This is a genomic window from Micromonospora sp. BRA006-A (assembly GCF_033433935.1).
GTDB classification, from domain to species: domain Bacteria; phylum Actinomycetota; class Actinomycetes; order Mycobacteriales; family Micromonosporaceae; genus Micromonospora; species Micromonospora aurantiaca.
Genome location: NZ_JANCLW010000001.1, coordinates 1,989,399 through 2,010,314 on the forward strand (window position 1 = coordinate 1,989,399; position 20,916 = coordinate 2,010,314).

General features: G+C 74.8%; 19 protein-coding genes. 10 read left to right on the forward strand and 9 right to left on the reverse strand.

The features are described from left to right. Positions 1–27 precede the first annotated feature (27 nt). Positions 28–600, reverse strand: coding sequence for a DUF3000 domain-containing protein (locus NMK34_RS09550; RefSeq protein WP_135238966.1), 573 nt, complete (start codon positions 598–600; stop codon positions 28–30). A gap of 164 nt (positions 601–764) precedes the next feature. On the opposite strand from NMK34_RS09550, the gene hemE reads away from it, so the two are divergent. From hemE to hemQ, 3 genes are read left to right on the forward strand one after another with little or no spacing between them, the layout of a single operon-like run. Then, the gene (gene hemE / locus NMK34_RS09555; RefSeq protein WP_318333071.1) at positions 765–1,865 is read left to right on the forward strand and encodes a uroporphyrinogen decarboxylase; all 1,101 of its coding nucleotides are present in this window, start codon (positions 765–767) and stop codon (positions 1,863–1,865) included. Positions 1,866–1,874: 9 nt separating this feature from the next. Next, a complete protein-coding gene (gene hemG / locus NMK34_RS09560; protein WP_318333072.1) occupies positions 1,875–3,284 on the forward strand; it encodes a protoporphyrinogen oxidase in 1,410 nt (469 codons plus the stop codon). Further along, entirely contained in the window at positions 3,281–3,982 is a 702-nt protein-coding gene (gene hemQ, locus NMK34_RS09565; RefSeq protein WP_318333073.1) for a hydrogen peroxide-dependent heme synthase, read from the forward strand. The genes hemG and hemQ overlap by 4 nt, the downstream gene beginning before the upstream one ends. Before the next feature lie 95 nt (positions 3,983–4,077). On the opposite strand, the gene NMK34_RS09570 is transcribed toward hemQ, so the two are convergent. From NMK34_RS09570 to NMK34_RS09585, 4 genes are all read right to left on the reverse strand, one after another. Beyond that, complete coding sequence (locus tag NMK34_RS09570) at positions 4,078–5,193, reverse strand: lytic polysaccharide monooxygenase (protein WP_318333074.1); 1,116 nt, start codon at positions 5,191–5,193, stop codon at positions 4,078–4,080. A 106-nt stretch (positions 5,194–5,299) separates the two neighbouring features. Then, entirely contained in the window at positions 5,300–5,743 is a 444-nt protein-coding gene (locus tag NMK34_RS09575) for a GNAT family N-acetyltransferase (RefSeq protein WP_318333075.1), read from the reverse strand. Between the two features lie 113 nt (positions 5,744–5,856). Beyond that, positions 5,857–6,540 carry a hypothetical protein gene (locus NMK34_RS09580; protein WP_318333076.1) on the reverse strand — a complete coding sequence of 228 codons (684 nt, stop codon included), beginning with the start codon at positions 6,538–6,540 and terminating at the stop codon, positions 5,857–5,859. A gap of 53 nt (positions 6,541–6,593) precedes the next feature. After that, the gene (locus tag NMK34_RS09585; protein ID WP_013284826.1) at positions 6,594–6,854 is read right to left on the reverse strand and encodes a hypothetical protein; all 261 of its coding nucleotides are present in this window, start codon (positions 6,852–6,854) and stop codon (positions 6,594–6,596) included. Between the two features lie 155 nt (positions 6,855–7,009). Here NMK34_RS09585 and NMK34_RS09590 point away from each other — a divergent pair, with 155 nt between their 5' ends. Continuing rightward, positions 7,010–7,285, forward strand: a complete 276-nt coding sequence (locus NMK34_RS09590; protein ID WP_013284827.1) for an isoamylase early set domain-containing protein — start codon at positions 7,010–7,012, stop codon at positions 7,283–7,285. Between the two features lie 8 nt (positions 7,286–7,293). Here NMK34_RS09590 and msrB read toward each other — a convergent pair whose 3' ends face one another. Next, a complete protein-coding gene (gene msrB, locus NMK34_RS09595; RefSeq protein ID WP_013284828.1) occupies positions 7,294–7,704 on the reverse strand; it encodes a peptide-methionine (R)-S-oxide reductase MsrB in 411 nt (136 codons plus the stop codon). A gap of 47 nt (positions 7,705–7,751) precedes the next feature. On the opposite strand from msrB, the gene ligD reads away from it, so the two are divergent. Then, entirely contained in the window at positions 7,752–8,777 is a 1,026-nt protein-coding gene (ligD, locus tag NMK34_RS09600; protein WP_318333077.1) for a non-homologous end-joining DNA ligase, read from the forward strand. A gap of 90 nt (positions 8,778–8,867) precedes the next feature. On the opposite strand, the gene NMK34_RS09605 is transcribed toward ligD, so the two are convergent. Continuing rightward, a complete protein-coding gene (locus tag NMK34_RS09605; protein WP_318333078.1) occupies positions 8,868–9,680 on the reverse strand; it encodes a hypothetical protein in 813 nt (270 codons plus the stop codon). 334 nt (positions 9,681–10,014) lie between these two features. Between NMK34_RS09605 and NMK34_RS09610 the strand changes: the two genes are divergently transcribed. The 4 genes from NMK34_RS09610 to NMK34_RS09625 are packed head-to-tail and all read left to right on the forward strand — an operon-like array spanning position 10,015 to position 17,675. After that, entirely contained in the window at positions 10,015–13,200 is a 3,186-nt protein-coding gene (locus NMK34_RS09610) for an FtsX-like permease family protein (RefSeq protein WP_318333079.1), read from the forward strand. Then, positions 13,197–15,914, forward strand: coding sequence for an FtsX-like permease family protein (locus tag NMK34_RS09615; RefSeq protein WP_318333080.1), 2,718 nt, complete (start codon positions 13,197–13,199; stop codon positions 15,912–15,914). Before NMK34_RS09610 ends, NMK34_RS09615 begins: the two co-directional genes overlap by 4 nt. A gap of 1 nt (position 15,915) precedes the next feature. After that, positions 15,916–16,950: an ABC transporter ATP-binding protein gene (locus NMK34_RS09620; RefSeq protein WP_318333081.1), complete on the forward strand. Its 1,035-nt coding sequence runs from the start codon at positions 15,916–15,918 to the stop codon at positions 16,948–16,950. After that, positions 16,950–17,675 (forward strand): ABC transporter ATP-binding protein, encoded by a 726-nt coding sequence (locus NMK34_RS09625; RefSeq protein WP_318333082.1) that lies wholly within the window; start codon positions 16,950–16,952, stop codon positions 17,673–17,675. Before NMK34_RS09620 ends, NMK34_RS09625 begins: the two co-directional genes overlap by 1 nt. A 46-nt stretch (positions 17,676–17,721) precedes the next feature. Here NMK34_RS09625 and NMK34_RS09630 read toward each other — a convergent pair whose 3' ends face one another. Both NMK34_RS09630 and NMK34_RS09635 read right to left on the reverse strand, forming a co-directional pair. Beyond that, the gene (locus NMK34_RS09630) at positions 17,722–18,174 is read right to left on the reverse strand and encodes a GNAT family N-acetyltransferase (protein ID WP_013284835.1); all 453 of its coding nucleotides are present in this window, start codon (positions 18,172–18,174) and stop codon (positions 17,722–17,724) included. 123 nt (positions 18,175–18,297) lie between these two features. Then, on the reverse strand, positions 18,298–19,446 hold the full coding sequence (locus tag NMK34_RS09635) for a helix-turn-helix domain-containing protein (RefSeq protein WP_318333083.1): 1,149 nt from the start codon (positions 19,444–19,446) through the stop codon (positions 18,298–18,300). A gap of 172 nt (positions 19,447–19,618) precedes the next feature. On the opposite strand from NMK34_RS09635, the gene NMK34_RS09640 reads away from it, so the two are divergent. After that, positions 19,619–20,896, forward strand: a complete 1,278-nt coding sequence (locus NMK34_RS09640; RefSeq protein WP_318333084.1) for a YncE family protein — start codon at positions 19,619–19,621, stop codon at positions 20,894–20,896. Positions 20,897–20,916 lie beyond the last annotated feature (20 nt).

Below are 20,916 nucleotides of genomic sequence, written 5' to 3' on the forward strand. Positions count from 1 at the left end.
TTCGTGTGTCCCCGGGCGGGGTGCCGGTCAGGCGGCGCCGGCTGCGCGGCGGGTGGGCAGCGCGGTGACGCCGGGCGGCGGCAGGCCGGCCGTGGAGGCCAGCAGCGTGCACCAGCCGAGCAGGTGCGGGCCCAGGTCGGCGCGCAGCGGCGTCCAGGAGGCGCGGATCTCGATGTCACCGGCGGCGGGCGGCCCGGCCAGCTCGCCGAACCGGGTGGAGAGCGTCTGGGTGACGGTGCCGCCGATCGCGCGGTGCCCGGCGCCCTGCGCGTCGAGCGCGTCGGTCAGCCAGGTCCAGCCGACGCCTGGTAGCAGCGGGTCGCTGGCCAGGTCGACCTCCAGTTCGGCGGTGACGTACGTGACCAGGCGCAGCGTGCCCTGCCACGCCTCGTGCCCGGCCGGGTCGTGCAGCAGGATCAGCCGGCCGGTGGCCACCTCGTCGTCGTCGCGCATCACGGCGGCGGAGAGCGCGAACGCGTACGGGGCCAGCCGCTGGGGTGCGCCGACCTCCTCCAGGACGATCTCCGGGCGGGGTGTCACCGATCGCAGCCCCGCGACCGCGCGAGCGAACGTTTCCGGGAGCGCGATCGGGGGGGCCATGCGGGCAGCCTATGCCGCGCCCACCGCACGGCGCGCGACGGCACGCCGGGTGATCGACGGTTAAGAAGGGGCCCTTCCGCTACCGGAGGCGTTAAGCGGGGGCCCTTCCTTCTACGTCACAAATGCGGACGGTGAGCGCGGGCGCGCGCCGGGGGCGTGGCACGATGGCCGCGATGACCACCGACACCACGGGCACTGCCGCCCGAGACGGAGAACCCCGCCGCGGCGGGCCGGCCGACTCGCCCTTCGTCCGCGCCTGCCGGCGCGAGCCGGGCCCGCACACCCCGGTCTGGTTCATGCGCCAGGCCGGCCGGTCGCTGCCGGAGTACCGGGAGATCCGGGCCAACGTGCCGATGCTGGAGTCCTGCCGCCGGCCCGAGCTGGTCACCGAGATCACGCTGCAGCCGGTGCGCCGGCACGGCGTGGACGCGGCGATCCTGTTCAGCGACATCGTGGTGCCGGTCGCCGCGGCCGGCATCGACCTGGACATCGTGCCCGGCACCGGCCCGGTGGTGGCCGAGCCGGTCCGTACCGCCGCCGACGTCGAGCGGATCACCCCGATCGGGCGGGACGACGTGTCGTACGTGGACGAGGCGGTCCGCCGGCTCGTCGTCGAGCTGGGCGACACCCCTCTGATCGGCTTCGCCGGCGCCCCGTTCACGCTCGCCAGCTACCTGGTCGAGGGCGGGCCGTCGCGGACCCATGCCAAGACCAAGGCGCTCATGTACGGCGACCCGGACCTGTGGCACGCGCTGTGCGCGCGGCTGGCCGAGGTGACGCTGGCGTTCCTCCAGGTGCAGGTCGACGCCGGGGTCTCCGCGGTGCAGCTGTTCGACTCGTGGGCCGGCGCGCTCTCCGAGGCCGACTACCGCCGCTTCGTGCTGCCGCACTCGACGTACGTGCTGGGCGGTCTCGCCGACGCGGGTGTGCCGCGGATCCACTTCGGGGTGGGCACCGGCGAGCTGCTCGGCGCGATGGGCGAAGCCGGCGCCGACGTGGTGGGCGTGGACTGGCGGACCCCGCTGGACGTCGCCACCGGCCGGATCGGGCCGGACAAGGCGGTGCAGGGCAACCTCGACCCGACGGTGCTGCTCGCCCCCTGGCCGGCGGTGGAGACCGAGGTGCGGCGCATCGTCGAGCAGGGCCGGGCCGCTCCCGGCCACGTGTTCAACCTCGGTCACGGCGTCCTGCCGGAGACCGACCCCGAGGTGCTGACCCGGGTGGTCGCGCTGGTACACGAGCTGACCGCGCGACCGGAGCGCTAGGAGGAGACAGTGGTGCGACCGTGGCGGGTGGCGATCGTCGGTGGCGGGATCACCGGGCTGGCCGCCGCCGTCCGGTTGCGCGACCGGGCCCCCGAGGGCACCGAGGTCACCGTGTACGAGCAGTCCGGTCGCCTCGGCGGCAAGCTGTTCACCGGTGAGCTCGCAGGCGGGCCGGTCGAGTTCGGCGCGGAGTCGTTCCTGATGCGCGACCCGGCCGGTGGCGAGTCGGCGGCGGTGACGCTGGCCCGGCGCCTCGGCCTGGACGCCTCGATCGTGCACCCCACAGTCGGGCAGGCCGCCCTGCTCGTCGACGGCGCGTTGCGCCAGGTGCCGGGCGGCACGCTCGTCGGCGTACCCGGGGATCTGGACAAGGTGGCGGCGGTCGCGCCGCCGGCCGCGGACGCCGACCGCGACGCGGGCCACCCGCTGCTGGCCGAGGACGAGGACACCTCGGTCGGTGAGCTGGTCCGCAAGCGCCTCGGTGACGCGGTGGTGGAGCGGCTGGTCGACCCGATGCTCGGCGGTGTGTACGCGGGGCGGGCCGACGACCTGTCACTCGTCACCACGATGCCGGCGCTGGCCCGCGCGGCTCGCGCCGAGCACACGCTGGTCGGTGCGGTACGCGCCGCGCAGGCCGCCGCGCCGCGCGCGCCCGGCGCACCGGTCTTCGGCACCCTGGCCGGTGGGCTGAGCACGCTGGTCGAGGCGGCGGCGACGGCGAGCGGGGCGACGATCCGCCGCGGCGCCGCGGTACGCGAGCTGCGCCGCACCCCGTCCGGCTGGCGGCTCACCGTCGGGCCGACCCGCGACGCCGAGCACGTCGAGGCCGACGCGGTGCTGCTCGCGGTGCCGGCCCGCCCGGCCGCCCGGCTGCTCACCACCGCCGCGCCCGAGGCGGCCGGCACGGTCGGCGCGCTCGACTACGCGAGCGTCGCCCTGATCACCCTCGCGCTGCCCGGCCCGGCCCTGCCGGAGCTGTCCGGCTTCCTGGTCCCGGCGGGCGAAGGGCTGACGATCAAGGCGTCCACGTTCTTCACCACCAAGTGGGGGCACCTGCGGCGGCCGGACGGGCTGGCGCTGGTGCGCGCCTCGGTGGGCCGGTACGGCGACGAGACGTCGCTGCAACTCACCGACGACGACCTGGCCGACACGGTGCACCGGGAGCTGTCGGCGGTGCTCGGCGCGCCGCTGCCGGCCCCGGTGGCCCGGCACGTGCAGCGGTGGGGTGGCGCGCTGCCCCAGTACACGCCCGGGCACACCGCCCGGGTGGCGGCGGTCCGGACGGCGCTGCGCGCCGCCTGCCCGACGCTTGCGGTGGCCGGGGCCGGCTACGACGGCGTCGGCATCCCGGTGTGCGTCCGCTCCGGCGAGACGGCGGCCGAAGAGATCATCACGGCACTGGAAGGATCGGCAGCATGACCGAGCAGACCAACGCGGCGCGGCTGCGCGAGCTCAACGAGACCATCCGCTACACCATGTGGTCGGTGTACCGGGCCACCAGCCCGCTGCCGTCGCTACGGGAGAACGTCGTCGACGAGGTCGAGTCGCTCTTCACCGAGCTGGCCGGCAAGGACGTCACGATCCGGGGCACGTACGACGTGGCCGGGCTGCGCGCCGACGCCGACCTGATGATCTGGTGGCACTCGTCGTCGAGCGACGCGCTGCAGGACGCGTACCTGCGGTTCCGCCGCACCACGCTGGGCCGGGCGCTGACCCCGGTCTGGTCGCAGATGGCGCTGCACCGCCCGGCCGAGTTCAACAAGAGCCACATCCCGGCGTTCCTGGCCGACGAGCAGCCGCGCGCCTACCTGTGCGTCTACCCGTTCGTGCGCTCGTACGAGTGGTACCTGCTGCCCGACGCCGAGCGGCGTGAGCTGCTGGCCGAGCACGGCAAGATGGCCCGGGGCTACCCGGACGTGCGGGCCAACACGGTCGCCTCGTTCGCGCTCGGCGACTACGAGTGGATGCTGGCGTTCGAGGCCGACGAGCTGCACCGGATCGTCGACCTGATGCGTGACCTGCGCGCCTCCGGCGCCCGCCGGCACGTACGCGAGGAGATCCCGTTCTACACCGGCCGCCGCCGCCCGGTCGCCGACATCGTCACCTGCCTGGTGTGAAAGGAAGGGCCCCTGCTTAACGCCTGCGGTAGAGGAAGGGGCCCCGCTTAACACCACGACGGTGTCAAGCAGGGCCCCGACCGGGACGGCAGCCGTCAGGCGGTCGTCGTGCAGGACAGGATGCCGGGCACCGGGTTCGTCGCGCCGGCCGAGCCGGTGAAGCCGAACGAGGTGCTCGCGCCCGGCGCGAGCGAGCCGTTGTAGGCCACGTTGCGTGCCGTGACGAGCGTTCCGCTCGTGGTGACAGTGGCGTTCCACGCCGAGTTGACCTGCTGGCCGTTCTGGTAGTTCCAGCTCACCGACCAGCCGCGGATCGGCGAACCGCTGTTGTTCGTCACCTTCACGTCGGCCTGGAAACCGCCACCCCACGAACCGGTGATCGCGTACGTCGCGGTGCAGCCACCGGCCGGGTTCGGCGTGGTCGGCGGCGGGCTGGTGGGCGGCGTACTCGTCGGCGGGGTGCTGGTCGGCGGCGTGCTCGTGGGCGGCGTGCTGGTCGGCGGGGTGGTCGGGCCGGATCCGCCGAAGTCCACGTCGCTGCACAGGTAGTAGGACTGGTCCAGGTGGCTGGCCTGCCAGATGGTGTAGACGATGTGCCGGCCGGTGCGGCCGGGCGCGTTCGCCGGGATCTGGATGGACACGCCGTCCACCTCACGCGTCCACTGGCTGGCCGGGGTGTTGCCGATCTGGCCGGCCAGTTCCAGGTCGCTCCAGCGCAGCGGCGAGGTGAGCGCGTTGAAACCCTGCTTGGTCACGTACACCCGGATGTAGTCGGCGCCGTGGCTGGCCTGGTCGAAGAACTTGACCCGGAAGTTGTTGGTGACCGGCACGGTCTTCCAGGCGCCGACCGTGTCGAGCGCGTTGTACCTGCCGCTCTGGGTGCGGCCGCCGCTGCACAGCTGCCCGTCCGGGATGGCGCCCTGGTGGTTGCCGGCCACGCCCTCGCGGAACAGGCCGTTCCAGTTCCACATGGCGTTCGGGTCGGCCTGCCACGCCTGCCAGCACATCGGGTCCTGGGTGGCCATGGCCGGGTTCTGGAAGTCGCCGCCCCAGCGCTGCCAGCAGCTGTAGGCGCGCGAGGCCGGGTCGACCACCGACCCGTGCGCCGAGGCCGGACCGGAGAACGCGGTGGTGAGCAGCGCCGCGACGACCGCGCAGACGGCGAGGATCGCCGCCGCGAGCGGTAGCGGGCGGCGGTACGGAGTGGACATGGGAAGCCTCCGGGATGGGTGTCGGTGCACGACGCCCGGACTGTCGGGAGTTGCCCTCTCCCGCGTGGCGGCTCCGCCCGCACGCTGCCATAAAAATCGACAAACGTCAATCAGTGGGGTCGCGGCGCATCGGGGTGTGCGGGATGCCGTCCTCGACGTAACCGGGGCCGTCGACGGTGAAGCCGAACCCGGCGTAGAAGCCGACCAGGTGCGTCTGCGCGTCCAGCACGCACGGCCGGTCACCCACCACGGCGAGCGCCTCGGTCATCAGCGCGCCGGCCAGGCCCGCGCCGCGGGCCGCCGGCGCCACCACCACCCGCCCGATCCGTGCCACGCCGCCGGGGTCGGCCAGGATCCGCAGGTACGCGACCACGGCGCCGTCGCTGCTCAGCCACAGGTGGCGGGTGCCGGGCTCGACGTCCCGGCCGTCCAGTTCCGGGTACGGGCAGGACTGCTCGACCACGAACACGTCGATGCGCAGCCGGAGCAGGTCGTGGAAGGTGCTGGTGTCCAGGTCGGCGAAGCTTGCCAGGTGGGACTCGACGGGCATCGGCCCAGGTTAGGTGGTGCGTCTCCGGCCGGTCGTGCGTACCCCGGGCGGCTCGGCGTGCCGGGCCGACGTGGTTCGGCGTGCCGGCTCCGCCCGCGCCGCGCCGGCGCGGCTCAGCCCTTCGACGCGCGCAGCCCGCTTGCGGTGGCGGTGACGGCGCGTTCGAACCAGGTGCCGGTGTCGGCCGCCGAGCGGGTCCACACCCAGACGCACTGGGTCACCCGGCCCTGCTGGAGGCAGCCGTAACGGTGCGGGAAACGGGTGCCGTCGGACAGGGTCATGGTGGCCGACACCATCCGGCCCGACACGCCCAGCCCGGCGGGCAGCTTCCCGGCGGTGTGGCCGGTGGTGACCTGGCCGGCCTCCTCGTCGCGCTCGCACGCCTCCAGTACGGCGAAGACCTGCCGTACCGCGTCCGCGGCGGTCGCCTCGTCCGGGTAGACCACCGTCTCCTGGGCCACCTCGACGAACTCGCCGGCCGGTGTTCCCTCCGGCGTGCCGAAGACCCGGGTCGACACGACGAGCCGCCGGTCGAGCAGGGGCAGCGGGCGACCACAGGCGACGCCGTCGGAGTCGAGTTGCTCGCTGGCGTTCTCGGGCTTCTCGGAAAGGCCGGCCAGGCTGCCGGTTGCGGCGTACCGGTCGCGCAGCGCCGCGGCGGCCCCGCCGTCGGTGGGTGAGGGCGCGACGAGGGCCGGATCGGGGGTGGCGGCGGGCTCGGTGGCGGGCTCGGTGGCGGGAGAGCAGCCGGCGAGGACGGCGGTCAGAGCCGCCGCGATGATCAACCGTCGGGACACCGGAGGGATGCTAGACGGAGATCGACGCCGGTGGTGCCCCGCGAGCGCCCGCGTCAGGCGGGGCGGGCGCCGACCGCGTCGCGTACCTCGGCGCCCTGCTCGCCCTCGACGGCGCGGGCGCAGTGGGCGCAGCAGAAGAAGCGGCCCGAGACCTCGACGCCGTGGCCGACGATCTTGATCTGGCAGTGCTCGCAGATCGGCGCCATCTTGTGCACCGCGCACTCGAAACAGTCGAACGTGTGCCGCGACCCGTCGACCGTGCGCACCTCGAACGCCATCCAGTAGTCGTTACCGCAAACCTCGCAGGCAGCCATGCGAAACCCCCCGAAAACGGACCTGTCATCCGAGAGTCGCGCAGACGACACCATCGAGCAACCGGAACCGGCGAACCTGATCCGGCCCCACGGCGAGTCGCTCCCGGCGTGTCGCGCGTTGACCCCGGTGACCGCCGAAACTCCCCGGAGGATTCGTGATCAAGCGCAACAAGCTCTTCGGCAACCAGACCCGGGTGACGTTCTCGCTGCCCCGGGACACCCCGGCCGGCACGGTGAGCGTGGTCGGCTGCTTCAACGGCTGGGAGCCCGGCCGGCACGAGCTGGTGCCGCGCCGCGACGGCACCCGTACCGTGACGGTCCGGCTGAAGCCGGGGGAGTACCGCTTCCGCTACCTCGCCACCGGCGGGGTGTGGCTGGACGACGAGGCCGCCGACCAGGTGGACGAGGCCGGCGGCCTGCTGCGGCTGTGACGCCGTCGTCAGCCGGCGCTGGGCTCCAGCCGTACCGAGATCGAGTTCACGCAGTGCCGGGTGTCCTTCGGGGTGAAGCCCTCACCCTCGAAGACGTGCCCGAGGTGGCTGTCGCAGCGCGCGCAGCGGATCTCCACGCGCCGCATGCCGAGCGTGTTGTCAGGGATCTCCTTGACCGCGCCCGGGATGGCATCGTCGAAGCTCGGCCAGCCGCAGTGCGAGTCGAACTTGTCCTGGCTGCGGAACAGTTCCAGCCCGCAGGCCCGGCAGTGGTAGACGCCGGGGGTCTTGGTGTCGACGTACTCACCGGTCCAGGGCGCCTCGGTGCCGGCCTCGCGGAGCACCCGGAACTCCTCGGGGCTCAGCCGCACGCGCCATTCGTCCTCGGTACGGGGCAGTTCGTTGTCGGAAAGACTCACCCCTCAACGGTACGTCGGGTGTCGGTGGCATCGCATATGGTCGCGTGATGGCGGGCAAGGGTGCGGTCGAGGAGATCGAGGTAGCCGGGCACACGGTGCGGCTGAGCAGCCCCGATCGGGTGATCTTCCCGCAGCGGGGCTTCACCAAGGCCGACGTCTTCCGCTACTACCTCGCCGTCGGCGACGGGATCATGCGCGCCCTGCGCGACCGGCCGACGACGCTCCAGCGCTTCCCCGACGGCATCGAGGGGGAGATGTTCTTCCAGAAGCGGGTGCCGCAGCGGGGCGTACCCCCGTGGGTCAGCACCGCGCGGATCGCCTTCCCCAGCGGCCGCCCCGCCGACGAGCTGTGTCCGGCCGACCTGGCCCACGTGGCCTGGGCGGCGCAGATGGGCACAGTGGTGTTCCACCCGTGGCCGGTGCGCGCCGCCGACACCGACCGCCCCGACGAGCTGCGCGTCGACCTCGACCCGCAGCCCGGCACCGACTTCGCCGACGCGGTGACCGCCGCCGGTGAGCTACGCGGTCTGCTCGACGAGCTGGGCGTGCCCGGCTGGCCGAAGACCTCCGGCGGCCGCGGCGTGCACGTCTACCTGCGCATCCAGCCGCGCTGGACCTTCGTGGAGGTACGCCGCGCCACCATCGCACTGGCCCGGGAGCTGGAACGCCGCCGCCCCGAGCTGGTCACCACCGCCTGGTGGAAGGAGGAGCGCGGCGAACGCGTCTTCGTCGACTTCAACCAGATGGCGCGCGACCGCACCATCGCCTGCGCGTACTCGCTGCGCGCCAACACCCGCGCCACCGTCTCCACCCCGGTCGACTGGGACGAGCTGCCCGAGGTCGACCCGGACGACTTCCACCTGGGCACGGTGCCGGCCCGGTTCGCCGAGCGCGGCGACCCGCACGCCGGCATCGACGACACAGCGTGGGACATCACGCCGCTGCTGGAGTGGGCCGAGCGGGACGCCGCCGACGGGCTGGGCGACATGCCTTATCCACCTGAATATCCGAAGATGCCCGGCGAGCCGAAGCGGGTCCAGCCGTCGAAGGACCGCGACCGCCCCCGCCCCTGACCTCGCCTCGCCGTTTCCCTGCCGGCGGGTGGACGCGGCGTGCTCGGGCGGCGCGGCGCGCGGCGTGCGTCGTGCTCGGGTGACCGCGGCTCAGCCGGAGGCGGTCAGCAGGGCCCGGACCGAAGCGACGACGTGCCGGGGGCGGCGGTAAAGGTCGGTGGCCGTGTAGACCCGCATGCGCCAGCCGTGCTCGGCCAGCCAGTTGAGCCGGGAGCGATCGTGGTGCAGGCGGCCGGGGGCGAGGTGGGATCCGCCGTCGTACTCCAGGCCGATGCGCTGGTCGCGATAGCCCAGGTCGAGGCGGTAGATCGGGATCCCGTCCCGGTCGGAAACCCACAGCTGCGGCTCCGGAGGCGGCAGTCCGCCGTCGATCAGCAACAGGCGTAACTGGCTCTCCTGACGGCACTCCGAACGCGGGTCGGCGAGCGCGACCAGTTCCCCCGCCTGTCGTACTCCCCGCAGGCCGGCGTGCCGCGTCACCTCGGTGAGCAGGTCCTCGCGGCGGCAGGCGCCGGCGCGGAGGCAGAGGTCGAGCACCGGCAGCGCGTCCGCCCGCCGGAGCACCCGGGCCAGGTCCACGGCGCAGCGGGCGGCGGGCGCACAGGGGATGCCGGCGATCTCCACCGCGTCCGGCACCGGCAGCACCGTCTGATGCGCCGCCACGCCCCGGATCCGCCGGGCACTCACGCCGGGCGGCACGATCACGTGCACCCGGTCGTCGGACACCGCCCCGAACCGGTGCAGGAGCGCGCCGGTGTGGAACCCCGCGACGGTTCCCGGCGGCAACCGCCGGAACAGGGCGCGCAACCGGCTCGTCTCGTCGTCGGCGCAGCCGTAGACACCCCGGCCCAGCCGGCCCAGCCGTCCCGCCTCCACCTGGTGCCGGACTGCCCCACGGCTCATCCCACCCGCCAGCAACTCCCCGTACCGCCACACCCGCCCACCTTCCCGCCCCACCCGCCCACCCTCCCGCCCCACCGCCCCTCCCGTCCGCCCCTGTGGACAGCCGTCCCCTTTCGCCCGGCGCTCCCCGTCGATCTTGGAGTTGTGGTCGTTCGCAAAAGCCACACAAGGCGCATTCGAGGCGCCACAACTCCAAGATCGACGAGGAGGTGGGCGGGGAGGGCGGCGGTGGGGCGGTAGGCCGATAACGATCATGTAACGGGCGCGAACCTTTTCCGGGGCGTCACTGCTCTCTCTCGGCATCGGCCCGCCGGGGCCAGGGAGAGGACGTCGGATGAAGCTGGTGTGGAGGCGGGCGACAGAGGCCCGTGGGCTGCTGCTCGCCGCCGCTGTCGCGGCACTCGTCGCGGTCGCGCTTGTCACCGGGCTCTCCGACTACAACCGCCGGGCGGTCGAGGCCGGCGCGCGGGCTGTGCTCGACGCCGCCCCGGCCGAGGAGCGCAGCCTGCTGATCAGCGGCTCCGGTGGCGCCGACGCCGCCGCGTTCGCCGAGCGGGACCGGGCGGTACGGGAACAGTTCGCCGACGGCCTCGGCGGTGCTCCGGTCACCGTGGCCTCGAGCCGCGCCGGCACCGGGCGGGAGCTGACCGGTGACGTGGGTGCCGCCCGTACCGACGACGACCCGATGTTCGCCAACCTGGCCACGCTCGACGACCTGCCGGCACACGCCGAACTGGCCGCCGGGGCGTGGCCGGTGCCCGGCAGCAACCCGTTGCAGGTCACGTTGCCGGAGAAGGTGGCCGCGCAACTGGGCCTGGAGGTCGGGGAGCGGGTGCCGCTGTACGACAGGGGCGCCGAACGCGCCGGCACAGTGGTGGTCGTCGGCACGTGGCGCCCACGGGACGCGTCCGAGGCGTACTGGCGTCTCGCCCCGGGAGTGGGGGAGAGCCAGGGCGACGCGGAGATCACCTCGTACGGGCCGTTCGCGCTCGACCCCGCCGACTTCGCCCGTACCTTCCCGGGTTCCACCTCGGCGGCCTGGGTGGTCGACCCCGACCTGGTGGCGGTCGAGCCGGCTCGGCTGCCCGCCGTGACCACCGCGCTGGACGAGATCACCGGGAAGCTGCCCGAGGCCACCGGCCTCGGCTCCTCGACACAGCAGGTCAGCCACCTGGACCGGCTCGTCGACCGGCTCAGCCGGGCCGACCTGGTGGGCCGGTCCGCGCTGCTCACCCCGCTGCTGCTGATCGTGGTGCTCGGCGGGTACGCGCTGGTGCTGGTGGCCGCGCTGCTCAACGAGGACCGGCGGGCGCAGACCGCCCTGCTGCGGGCCAGGGGCGCCGCCCGGGGGCAGATCGCCGGGCTGGCCGTACGCGAGGCGACGCTCGTGGTGGCGCCGGCGCTGCTGCTGGCCCCGGCGCTGACCGGGCAGGCGATCCACTACCTGGGCGCGGACCTGGGGCTGGCCGACGGCGACCTGGCCCGGGTGTGGGTGGTGGCGGTCGGCGCGGCGGTGGGCTGCCTGCTCGCCATGGTGCTGCCGGCGATGCGCCGGGCCGGCACGTACGTCGCCGACATGGCGTCCCGGTCCCGGCCCACCCGGGGAGCGGCAGTGCAGCGGGCGAGCGTGGACATCGCGCTGGTGGCCCTCGCCGTGCTCGCCTGGACCCAGTTGCGGCAGTACTCCTCGCCGCTCGCCGGCGCGAACGGCAGCCTCGGCATCGACCCGCTGCTGGCCGCCGCGCCCACCATCGGCGTGCTGGCCGGCGCGGTGATCGCGCTGCGGCTGCTGCCGCCGACCACCCGGCTCGCGGAACGCCTCGTCGACCGGCGCACGTGGAACGCCACCATGTTCGGCATGTGGCAGGCGGGCCGGCGCCCGCACGCCGGGCCGGTGCTGCTGCTCGCGCTCGCCGTCGGCGGCAGCACCCTCGCCTGGTCGCTGGTGGCCTCGTGGGAACGCTCGCAGCGCGACCAGGCGCAGCACACGGTCGGCGCGGACCTGCGGCTGACCGAACGGGACGGCACCGCCCCGGTGGACCGGGCCGCCCAGCTGGCCGCCGTACCGGGCGTGGACCGGGTGCTGCCCGCCTGGCGCGACGACGTACGGGTGGGTCGTGAGGCGCGGCCGGCCACTGTGGTGGCGCTGGACGCCGCCGCCGCGAAGGGGCTGATCCGGCTCGACGACGCCGGCGGCGACGCGTCCACCGGCGCCCTGCTGGACCGGCTCGCGAACGGCCGGACCGCGCCGGCCGGCGGCGTCCTGCCCGAGGGGGCGAAGACGCTGTCCGGCACCGTGCGCACCCCTGTGGAGAGCATGTTCGGCCGGCCGCGGGTGGCGGTGACCGCGTTGTTCACCACCGACGCCGGGGCCACCTGGCGGGTCCGGCTCGCCGAGGCCGGCGGCGACGGGAAGCCGGTGCGCTTCTCGGTTCCGCTGCCGGACAGCGGCGGCGCCCCGCTGCGCCTGGCCGGCGTCGAGGCCGACGGCGGCGACGCCACCGGCAGTTCCTATCGGCTGCTGCTGGACGAGCTGCGCCTCACCGACGCCGCCGGGGCGGCCCTGCCGGTGCCGGTGGAGGGGGCGTGGCGGGTGATCGACCCGGGCGCCGGGCCCCGCGACACCGCCGAGGCGAGCCCGACCCGGATCGACGGGACGCAGGGCTTCGACGTACCCGCCGGGCTGTTGCAGTTCGCCCGGATCCCCTCGTCCCGGTTCGCGCTGGTGCCGCAGGTGCCGGACCGTCCGGTACCGGTGCTCGTCACCCCCGGCGTGGCCGCCGCGATGAGCGTCAAGACCGGCGACACGGTCAAGCTGTCGGTCGCCGAGGTGACGCTCGAGGTCACAGTGGTCGGCCAGGTCGCCGCCATCCCCGGCACCGGGGGCGACGGGGTGCTGGTGGACCTGCCCACCGCCACCACGCAGCTCCTGGAACGCAGTGGCGGCGTCCGGCCGGTGGCCGAGTGGTGGCTGGGCACCACGCCCGGCGGGCACACCGCCGCCGCTGATGCGCTCGCCCCGACCGGCGGCACGGTGCTGCTGGACCGGCGGGCGGTGGCCGCCGAGGCCGCCGAGGATCCGTACTGGCAGGGTGCGCGCACCGGCCTGCTGGCCGCCGCGCTCGGCTCGGTGCTGCTCGCGCTGGTCGGCCTGGCGGTCGACGTCTGGGCCACCACCCGGCGCCGGCTCACCGAGTTCGCCGTGTTCAACACGCTCGGCGCGAACACCCGGCTGCTCGCCCGCGCGTACCTCGCCGAACAGACGTTCCTGGCCGCGATCGGCGTCGGCGTCGGCATGCTCGTCGGCGCCCTCGTCGCGGCCACCATGGTGCCGCTGGTGATCCTCACCCCGGCCGCCGGCCGGCCGGTGCCCGAGGCGGCCTTCACGGTGCCCTGGGTGCCGATCGGGGCGACCGCCGCCGGGCTGCTGCTCGCCGCGCTCGCCTTCGCCGCCCTCATCACCACAGGCATCCGCCAGCGGGTCGCCGCCGCGCAGCTCCGGATCGGAGGAGAACGATGAGCCTTCCTGGTGCCGCGCGCCGGGTACGCGCATACGGAGGGCAGTTCCTGCTGCTCGCCGTCCTGACCCTGGTGACCGCCCTGCTGATCACCGGCGTGCCCCGGGTCGCCGACCGGCTGACCGGGCAGGGGCTCACCGAGTACGTCGCAGGGCAGCCGGTGGCCCGCCGCGACCTCACGTACAGCACCGCGCCGACCGCGTTCCCGCCGTCGACCCGGACCGCCGTGACCGGTCACGCGGCCGAGCTGGCGGGGATCGAGGGGGCGATGCCCGGCGTGGTCCGGGACACCGTCGGCCAGCGCTGGTACGTCGCCCAGACCGTGCCCGGACGGCTGCGCGGCCCGACACTCGCCCCCGAGAAGGGCCTGATCGACGTCCACCTGCGCGCCGGAACCGGCATCAAGGAGGCGGCCACACTGGTCGACGGGCGGTGGCCGGAACGTCCCGTCGCCCCGGCCCGCACGGTCGAGGTGACGCTCGCCGAGACGATCGCCGGCACGCTCGGCGTGAAGACCGGCGACCGGTTCCTGCTCCTGATCCTCGACCCGGACGACAACGTGCTCAAGTCCCTCCCGGTCGCACTGGTCGGCGTGTGGCGGCCGAACGACCCGGCCGACGGCGTCTGGGACACGCTGCCGTCGATGCTGAAGCTCACCCCGCCCGAGGGCGACGGCGACCCGTTCGTGGGTGTCGCCTACACCGCCGACGGCGGCGTCGACGAGGCCGTCGCGACCGGCTGGCCGGTGAGCTTCGGCTGGCGGTACCGGATCGCCCCGGACCGGCTCGAACCCGGCCGTCTCGACGCGCTCATCGCCGGCGTCGACGGGCTGGACCGGGCCCGGCCCGCCCAGATCGAGATGACCCTCACCCAGGGCGTGGACATCCCGCTGCGGCGCTTCGCCGACTCGCTCGCCGCCGCGCGTACCCTGCTCGCGGTCATCGCGGCCGGGCTGCTCGCCACGCTGGCCGGGCTGACGCTGCTGGCCGCCCGGCTGGCCGCGCGCCGCCGCCGCGCCGAGTTCCACCTGATCCGGGCACGCGGCGGCTCGACCGGCTCGGTGCTGCGCCGCGGCCTGGCCGAGTCGTTGCTGGTGCTGCCGGCCGCGGCCGGGATCGGCTGGCTGCTGCCCGGCACCGGGGCGTCGTGGCGCTGGGTGGTGATCGCCGGGCTCCTGGCCACGCTGCTGCCGCCGCTCGCCGCGCTCGCCGTCGGCCGCCGGGCCGGTGGACGTGCCGACCTGGGCGGCCGGTCACCCGCCGTCCGGCTCACCGTCGAGGTGGTAGTGCTCGGGCTCGCCGTGCTCGGCGCGTTCCTGCTGCGCCGCCGCGGGCTCACCGCCGGTTCGGTGGACCCGCTGCTGGTCTCCGTGCCGGTGCTGCTGGCGATCGCGGCGGCGCTGCTGGCGCTGCGCGCGTACCCCTGGCCGTTGCGGCTGGTCAGCCGCGTCGCCGCCCGGGCGCGCGGCAGCGTCGCGTTCCTCGGCACCGCCCGGGCGGGCCGGGCCGCGAGCACCGGGCCGCTGGTCGTGGTGGTGCTGGCCGTCGCCACCGCCGCGTTCTGCGGCGTGGTGGCGACCGGCATCGAGACCGGCCGGGACACCGCCGCCGCCCAGGCCGTGCCCGGTGACCTGCTGGTACGAGGGGAGCGCTTCACGCCGGACACCGCGGAGAAGCTGGCTGCGCTGCCCGGGGTACGCGCTGTCGCGCCGCTGCTCACCGTGCCGGCCGAACGCCCGTACTCCGATCGCGCCGGACGCCCCGCCCCGATCACCGAGCTGCGCGTGGTGCTCGTGGACGGGGAGCGGTTCGCCGACGTGGCACGGCAGGCCGGCGTACCGGTGGACGTGCCCGACCCGGTGCGGGCCCGCACCGACGGGAGCACGCCGATGCCGGCGTTGGTGTCCCCGGCGGTGGCCGAGGAACTGGCCGACGCCGGGCTCGCCGACGCCCGGGGCGAGCGGCCCGCCTGGCTGGACGTGCAGGGCAACCGGCTGCCGGTGCGGACCGCCGCCACAGTCGACGGGTTCTCGCTCGTCGGCGAGGGCGTACGCCGGTTCGTGGTGCTGCCGTGGCCGGCGTTGCCGGCCGACGCGCCGCACCAGCTCGCGCCCACCGGTTTCGTGCTCGCCGGGTCCGGTGTGGACGCGGGCGAGGTGGACCGGGTGGCGCGGGACGGGCAGCGGCGCTACCTGCGCATCGGCGGGGTCGACGCCGGGGACAAGGCCCGCGCGCCGGAGGTGACGACCCGTGCGGCCGTGCGCGCCGACCTGGGCGGCACCGGCGTGAACGGCCTGCTGGTGTTCGGCTTCGTGCTCGGTGCCGGAGGCGGCGCCGCGCTGGGGCTGCTGGGGCTCGCGCTCGCGGTGCTCGCCGGGGCCCGCTCGCGCGGGCAGGTGCTGTCCCGGCTGCGCACGATGGGCCTGTCCCGCCGGCAGTGGCGCGGACTGCTGATGGTGGAGCTGACGCCGCTGGTGCTGGTGTCGGTGCTCACCGGGGCGGTGGTCGGCGCGTTGCTGCCGCTGCTGCTCACGCCGGTGCTCGGCCTGCCCGCCTTCACCGGGGGCGTGGAGGTGCGCCCTAGTTTCGAACCCGGCCTGGTGGCCGGGGTGTCGGTCCTGGCCATGCTGGCCCTCGGCTTCGCGATCACCGTGGAAGCCGTGAACAACCGCCGGTTGCGCCTCGGCGAGGTGCTGCGGCTCGGAGAGGAGAGCTGACATGACCGCGACCGCTTCCGGCCACCCGGGCCCGGCGCGTCTCACGCCGCGTGACGAACCGTCGTCTGCCGTACCGGATCTGGCGTCGCTGCAACAGCGCGCCGCCCAGCGGGCCGCCGAACGGGCCGGCGGGCGCGACCGGCTGCGCGGGCACATCGTCTGCGACGGCCTGGTGCGCATCTTCAAGACCGAGGGCGTCGAGGTCGTCGCCCTTCAGGGCCTCGACCTGGTCATCGACCGGGGCGAACTGGTCGCGATCGTCGGCGCGTCCGGCTCCGGCAAGTCGACGCTGCTGAACATCCTGTCCGGGCTGGACGCCCCGACCGCGGGCATCGCCCGGGTCGCCGACTACGACCTGCTGTCGCTGTCGAACAAGCGGCGGCTCGCGTACCGGCGCGACGTGGTCGGGTTCATCTGGCAGCAGACCGGCCGCAACCTGCTGCCGTACCTGACCGCGCTGGAGAACGTGGAACTGCCGATGAAGCTGGCCGGGCGGGCCGGCGGCGGGCGCAAGCGGCGGGAACGGGCCCGCGAGCTGCTGGACATGGTCGGCGTCGGCTACTGCGCGGACCGCCGGCCGGGCCAGATGAGCGGTGGCGAGCAGCAGCGATGCGCGGTCGCCGTGGCGGTCGCCAACGACCCGGAGATCCTCTTCGCCGACGAGCCGACCGGTGAACTGGACGAGGCCACCGGCGCCGAGGTCTTCGCCGCGCTGCGCACCATCAACGCCGAACTGGGGGTCACCATCGTGGTGGTCACCCACGACCACGCCGTGGCCGGCCAGGTCCGCCGTACCGTCGCGATCCGCGACGGCCGGACCGCCTCCGAGGTACGCCGGACCGCGCGCGCCACCGCCGACGGCGGCACCGAGATGGTCAGCGAGGAGTACGCGGTGCTCGACCGCACCGGCCGGATGCAACTGCCGGCGCAGTTCGTGGAGGCGCTGTCCCTGCGCGACCGGGTCCGGCTCAACCTGGAACCCGACCACGTCGAGGTGCGCCCCGGCGACCGGACGCACGCCGAGGAGAGTGAGTGATGACCGACCAGACAGTGGTGCTGCCGGCGGAGCCGGGGACGGCCGTCGACGACGTGGTCCGGGTCGAGGGGGTGAGCCGCACCTTCGGCAAGGGGGAGCACGCCGTGCATGCCGTACGGGACGTCTCGTTCACTGCGGGAGGCGGCGAACTGGTCGCCGTCCGGGGCCGCTCCGGCGCCGGCAAGACCACGCTGCTGAACCTGGTCGGCGGCCTGGACCGGCCGGACGCCGGGCGGATCCGGGTGGCCGGGCACGACGTCACCGCTGCGGGTGAGCGGGAGCTGCTGTCGCTGCGCCGGGGCACCATCGGGTTCGTGTTCCAGACGTTCGGCCTGGTGCCGATCCTGTCGGCGGCGGAGAACGTCGGGGTGCCGCTGCGGCTGGCCAAGGTGCCGGCGGCCGAGCGGGAGCAGCGGGTCGCGGTGCTGCTGGAACTCGTCGGGCTGGGCGGGCACGCGGCGCAGCGCCCGTACGAGCTGTCCGGCGGCCAGCAGCAGCGGGTGGCGGTGGCCCGGGCGCTGGCGAACGAGCCGGACCTGCTGATCGCCGACGAGCCGACCGGTCAGCTCGACTCCGAGACCGGGCGGTCGATCATGGACCTGCTGCGTGCGGTGGTGCACGCCCGGGGCATGACCGCGCTCGTCGCCACGCACGACCCGGCGCTGATCGAGCTGGCCGACCGTACGCTCACACTGCGCGACGGCCGGCTCGTGTCGGAGGACTGATCCGGGTGCCGGGCCGCGCGCCTCCGGGCGGCGGCCCGGTGCTGGGTCAGAGCGCCAGCTTCATGCCCTCGTGGCTGGCCACGAAGCCCAGGTCGCGGTAGAACCGGTGCGCGTCCGCGCGCTGCTTGTCGGTGGTGAGCTGCACCAGCGCGCAGCCGTGCTCCCGGGCCCGGTCGATCGCCCAGCGCATCATCGTCCGGCCCAGCCCTCGGCCGCGCCGGTCGGAGCGGACCCGCACCGACTCGATCAGGCAGCGTTCGGCGCCGTGCCGGCCCAGCCCCGGGATGTACGTGAGCTGGAAGCAGCCGACCAGTTCCCCGCCGTCGTCGGCCACGATCAGATGGTTGCGCGGGTCCGCGTCGAGGTCGGCGAAGGCCCGCTCGTACGCCTCGTCCACCTCGGGCAGGTCGCGGGTGCGGCCCAGCACGTCGTCGGCGAGCAGCGCGAGCACGGCGGGCAGGTCGGCGCGAACCGCCTCCCGGAAGATCACCTCGGTCACCGGGCCAGCCTGGCACAGCGCCGCGCGCCGGTGTCGCCCGGGCGGCGTCCCGACGGGTCGTCCGGTCGTGCCGCTCGTCCGGCCGCGTCGCCGGGGCGCGGCGTCCGGTTGCGCCGTCCGTGGTCAGCGGTCGTCCAGCCAGCTCCGCAGCGCCCACCACCAGTGCACGGTCTCCGGCACCGTGCACCGCGCCCCCTCCTCGACCGGCGGCCCGCCGGTCAGCTCCCGCAGCCGCCGCAGCCGGTAGCGCACCGTGTTCGGGTGGACGTGCAGCTCGGTGGCCGTCTGGTCCAGCCGCTGGCCGTGGTGCAGCCAGGCGAGCGCGGTGCCGGCCAGCTCCCGGTGGAACTCGTCGGCCGGGTCGAGCGCGCCGAGCAGCGTGCCGCGCAGCAGCTCGGCGAGTAGCGGCTGGGCGGCGAGCGCGGTCTCCCCGGCCAGGTCGGTGACCTGACGCAGCCCGCGTAGCCGCCGGTTCGCCGCCGTGGCGAGGGCCGCCAGGCAGAGCGCGTACATGGCCGGGGCCCGCGCCAGCGGCTGCGCGGGCGCCACCAGCGTCAGCAGGTCGGCCGGTACCGCGTCGGGCGGTCGCGGCAGCAGCCCGGCCAGCCGGTCCCCGACCGTGCCGAGCAGGCCGCCGCGCGCGGTGAGCTGCCGGTGCAGCGCGTACGCCCGGACCGGGTCGGGCGGCGCGGCGACCAGGCAGTGGTAGCGCCCGTCCGGCCGCAGCCCGAACCGGGTCAGCTCGGCCGGGGGCAGGCCCGCCGGGCCGTCGCGCAGCAGCCGCCGCAGCAGGTGTGCCCGGGCCGCCGCGCCGGTACGAGCCAGGTCCCGTTCGGCGCCGCGGTGCCCGTCTACCACCGCCCGCTCCACCGCCGCGGCGTACCGGCCGATGGTGAGCAGCCCCTCCAGCAGCACCTCGTCCGGGATGCCGGCCGCCCGCCCGTGCCGGACCACCAGCTCCACCGCGCGGTCCCGCCCGGCCTGCACCCCGCGCAGCAGACCGGCCACCGAGACGCCCTGCGCGGCCCGGTCCGCGCCCAGCCGGCGGGCCTCGGCGAAGTCACGTCCGGCCGGGTCCTCACGGCGTTCCAGCGCGCCCAGGCCGCTGGTCAGCAGCAGCACCACCTGGCGGCGTACCTCGTCGGCCGGCAGCCGGGCCACCTCGGGGGAGTCCGCGCGGGCCGCCCGCGCCACCTCGTCGACGGCGGCCGGATCGGCGGACAGGTCGCGCAGCAGCGCGCCGAACGTCGGGGCCTGTCCGATCCGGGTCATCGGCGTCCGCCGCCCTCCGGTTGTCGACGCGGCACAACCGGGTCGCGCGGGCGTTGGCGTCGGATCCCTAGCCCGGGCGGGCGGCCGGTTGCTCTCCTGGTTGTTACCGCAAGGTAACACCGCTCGCGCCACTGAGAAACGTCGATGTCGTACCGGCTGCCAGGAGGCGTCCATGACACCCGTGCCACAGCACCCGTCCCGTACCCGCCGCCGTCGCGCCGGCCTGGCCGTGCTGGCCGCGCTCGCCTTGGTCGCGCCGACGCCGCTGGTGACCGCGCCCGCGCCGGCCGCCGCCGCGGCAGCGCTCCAGGAGGTGATGTTCGTCGGCAACAACTGGGACGGCACCGCCGACGTGATCCGGTCCCGCGGCGACTACGCCAAGCTCGGCCGGATCAACGTGATCCCGGACCGCGCCGCGCGGCTGCGCGAGATCTACCTCAACCCGATCAAGCTGGCGTTCTTCCTCGGCATCCGGCAGGGCCCGGGGGAGGGCCACGACCAGCTCATCGACGACATGTACACCACGCCCGACGGCACCGCGCTCGTGGTGTCCCGGCCCAGCTTCGCCGACGTCGTCTCGATCGACCTGGCCACCGGTGCGCTGCGCTGGCGGTTCCCGGTCTCCGGCTACCGCGCCGACCACATGGCCGTCTCGCCGGACGGCACCCGCGTCGCGGTCTCCGCCTCCACCTCCAACACGGTGCACGTGCTGGACATCCGCACCGGCGCGCAACTCGGCTCGTTCGGCGCCGGTGACAAGCCGCACGAGAACATCTACACCGACGGCGGCACCCGGCTGTGGAACATGTCCATCGGCGAGGTCAACACCGACCTGGACGCGCCGTGGCTCGACTGGACCAAGGGCGACCGCCGGATCACCGTCGCCGACACCGGCACGTACCAGGTGGTCAAGGTGATCGACATGCGGGACCGGCTGGACGCCGCCGGCCGCCGGGACCTCTCCGACGCGGTCCGTCCCGCCGTGTTCACCCCCGACGGCAGCCGGCTCTACTTCCAGGTGTCCTTCTTCAACGGCGTCGTCGAGTACGACGTGGCCACCGACCGGGTCACCCGCGTCGCCACGCTGCCGAAGAACCCGGCCACCAGCGAGGACCGCACCACCTGGGTCAACGACTCCCGGCACCACGGCCTGTCGATGAGTCCCGACGGCACCCGGATCTGCGTCGCCGGCACCATGGACGACTACGCCACCGTGCTGGACCGGGCCACGCTGCGCGAGGGGCCGCTGGTGCCCGCGAGCAAGCCGTACTGGGCCACGGTCAGCGGGGACGGCCGGGACTGCGTGATCTCCGAATCCGGCGCCGACCAGGTCACCGCGATCAACTTCGCGACCGGGCAGAAGGTCGCGAGCGTCCCGGTCGGCGACCACCCGCAGCGGGTGCGCATCGGGCACATCCCGGAGGGCTGGACGCCCCCGGCCGCCGGCTGACCGCCGACGTTCGACCGGCC

What these genes read in the sequence shown, in the direction of transcription:
- NMK34_RS09550 (WP_135238966.1), bottom strand. Translation starts at nt 600, where the DNA reads ATGGCCCCCCCGATCGCGCTCCCGGAAACGTTCGCTCGCGCGGTCGCG.
- hemE (WP_318333071.1), top strand. Translation starts at nt 765, where the DNA reads ATGGCCGCGATGACCACCGACACCACGGGCACTGCCGCCCGAGACGGA.
- hemQ (WP_318333073.1), top strand. Translation starts at nt 3,281, where the DNA reads ATGACCGAGCAGACCAACGCGGCGCGGCTGCGCGAGCTCAACGAGACC.
- NMK34_RS09570 (WP_318333074.1), bottom strand. Translation starts at nt 5,193, where the DNA reads ATGTCCACTCCGTACCGCCGCCCGCTACCGCTCGCGGCGGCGATCCTC.
- NMK34_RS09575 (WP_318333075.1), bottom strand. Translation starts at nt 5,743, where the DNA reads ATGCCCGTCGAGTCCCACCTGGCAAGCTTCGCCGACCTGGACACCAGC.
- NMK34_RS09585 (WP_013284826.1), bottom strand. Translation starts at nt 6,854, where the DNA reads ATGGCTGCCTGCGAGGTTTGCGGTAACGACTACTGGATGGCGTTCGAG.
- ligD (WP_318333077.1), top strand. Translation starts at nt 7,752, where the DNA reads ATGGCGGGCAAGGGTGCGGTCGAGGAGATCGAGGTAGCCGGGCACACG.
- NMK34_RS09605 (WP_318333078.1), bottom strand. Translation starts at nt 9,680, where the DNA reads ATGAGCCGTGGGGCAGTCCGGCACCAGGTGGAGGCGGGACGGCTGGGC.
- NMK34_RS09610 (WP_318333079.1), top strand. Translation starts at nt 10,015, where the DNA reads ATGAAGCTGGTGTGGAGGCGGGCGACAGAGGCCCGTGGGCTGCTGCTC.
- NMK34_RS09615 (WP_318333080.1), top strand. Translation starts at nt 13,197, where the DNA reads ATGAGCCTTCCTGGTGCCGCGCGCCGGGTACGCGCATACGGAGGGCAG.
- NMK34_RS09620 (WP_318333081.1), top strand. Translation starts at nt 15,916, where the DNA reads ATGACCGCGACCGCTTCCGGCCACCCGGGCCCGGCGCGTCTCACGCCG.
- NMK34_RS09625 (WP_318333082.1), top strand. Translation starts at nt 16,950, where the DNA reads ATGACCGACCAGACAGTGGTGCTGCCGGCGGAGCCGGGGACGGCCGTC.
- NMK34_RS09635 (WP_318333083.1), bottom strand. Translation starts at nt 19,446, where the DNA reads ATGACCCGGATCGGACAGGCCCCGACGTTCGGCGCGCTGCTGCGCGAC.
- NMK34_RS09640 (WP_318333084.1), top strand. Translation starts at nt 19,619, where the DNA reads ATGACACCCGTGCCACAGCACCCGTCCCGTACCCGCCGCCGTCGCGCC.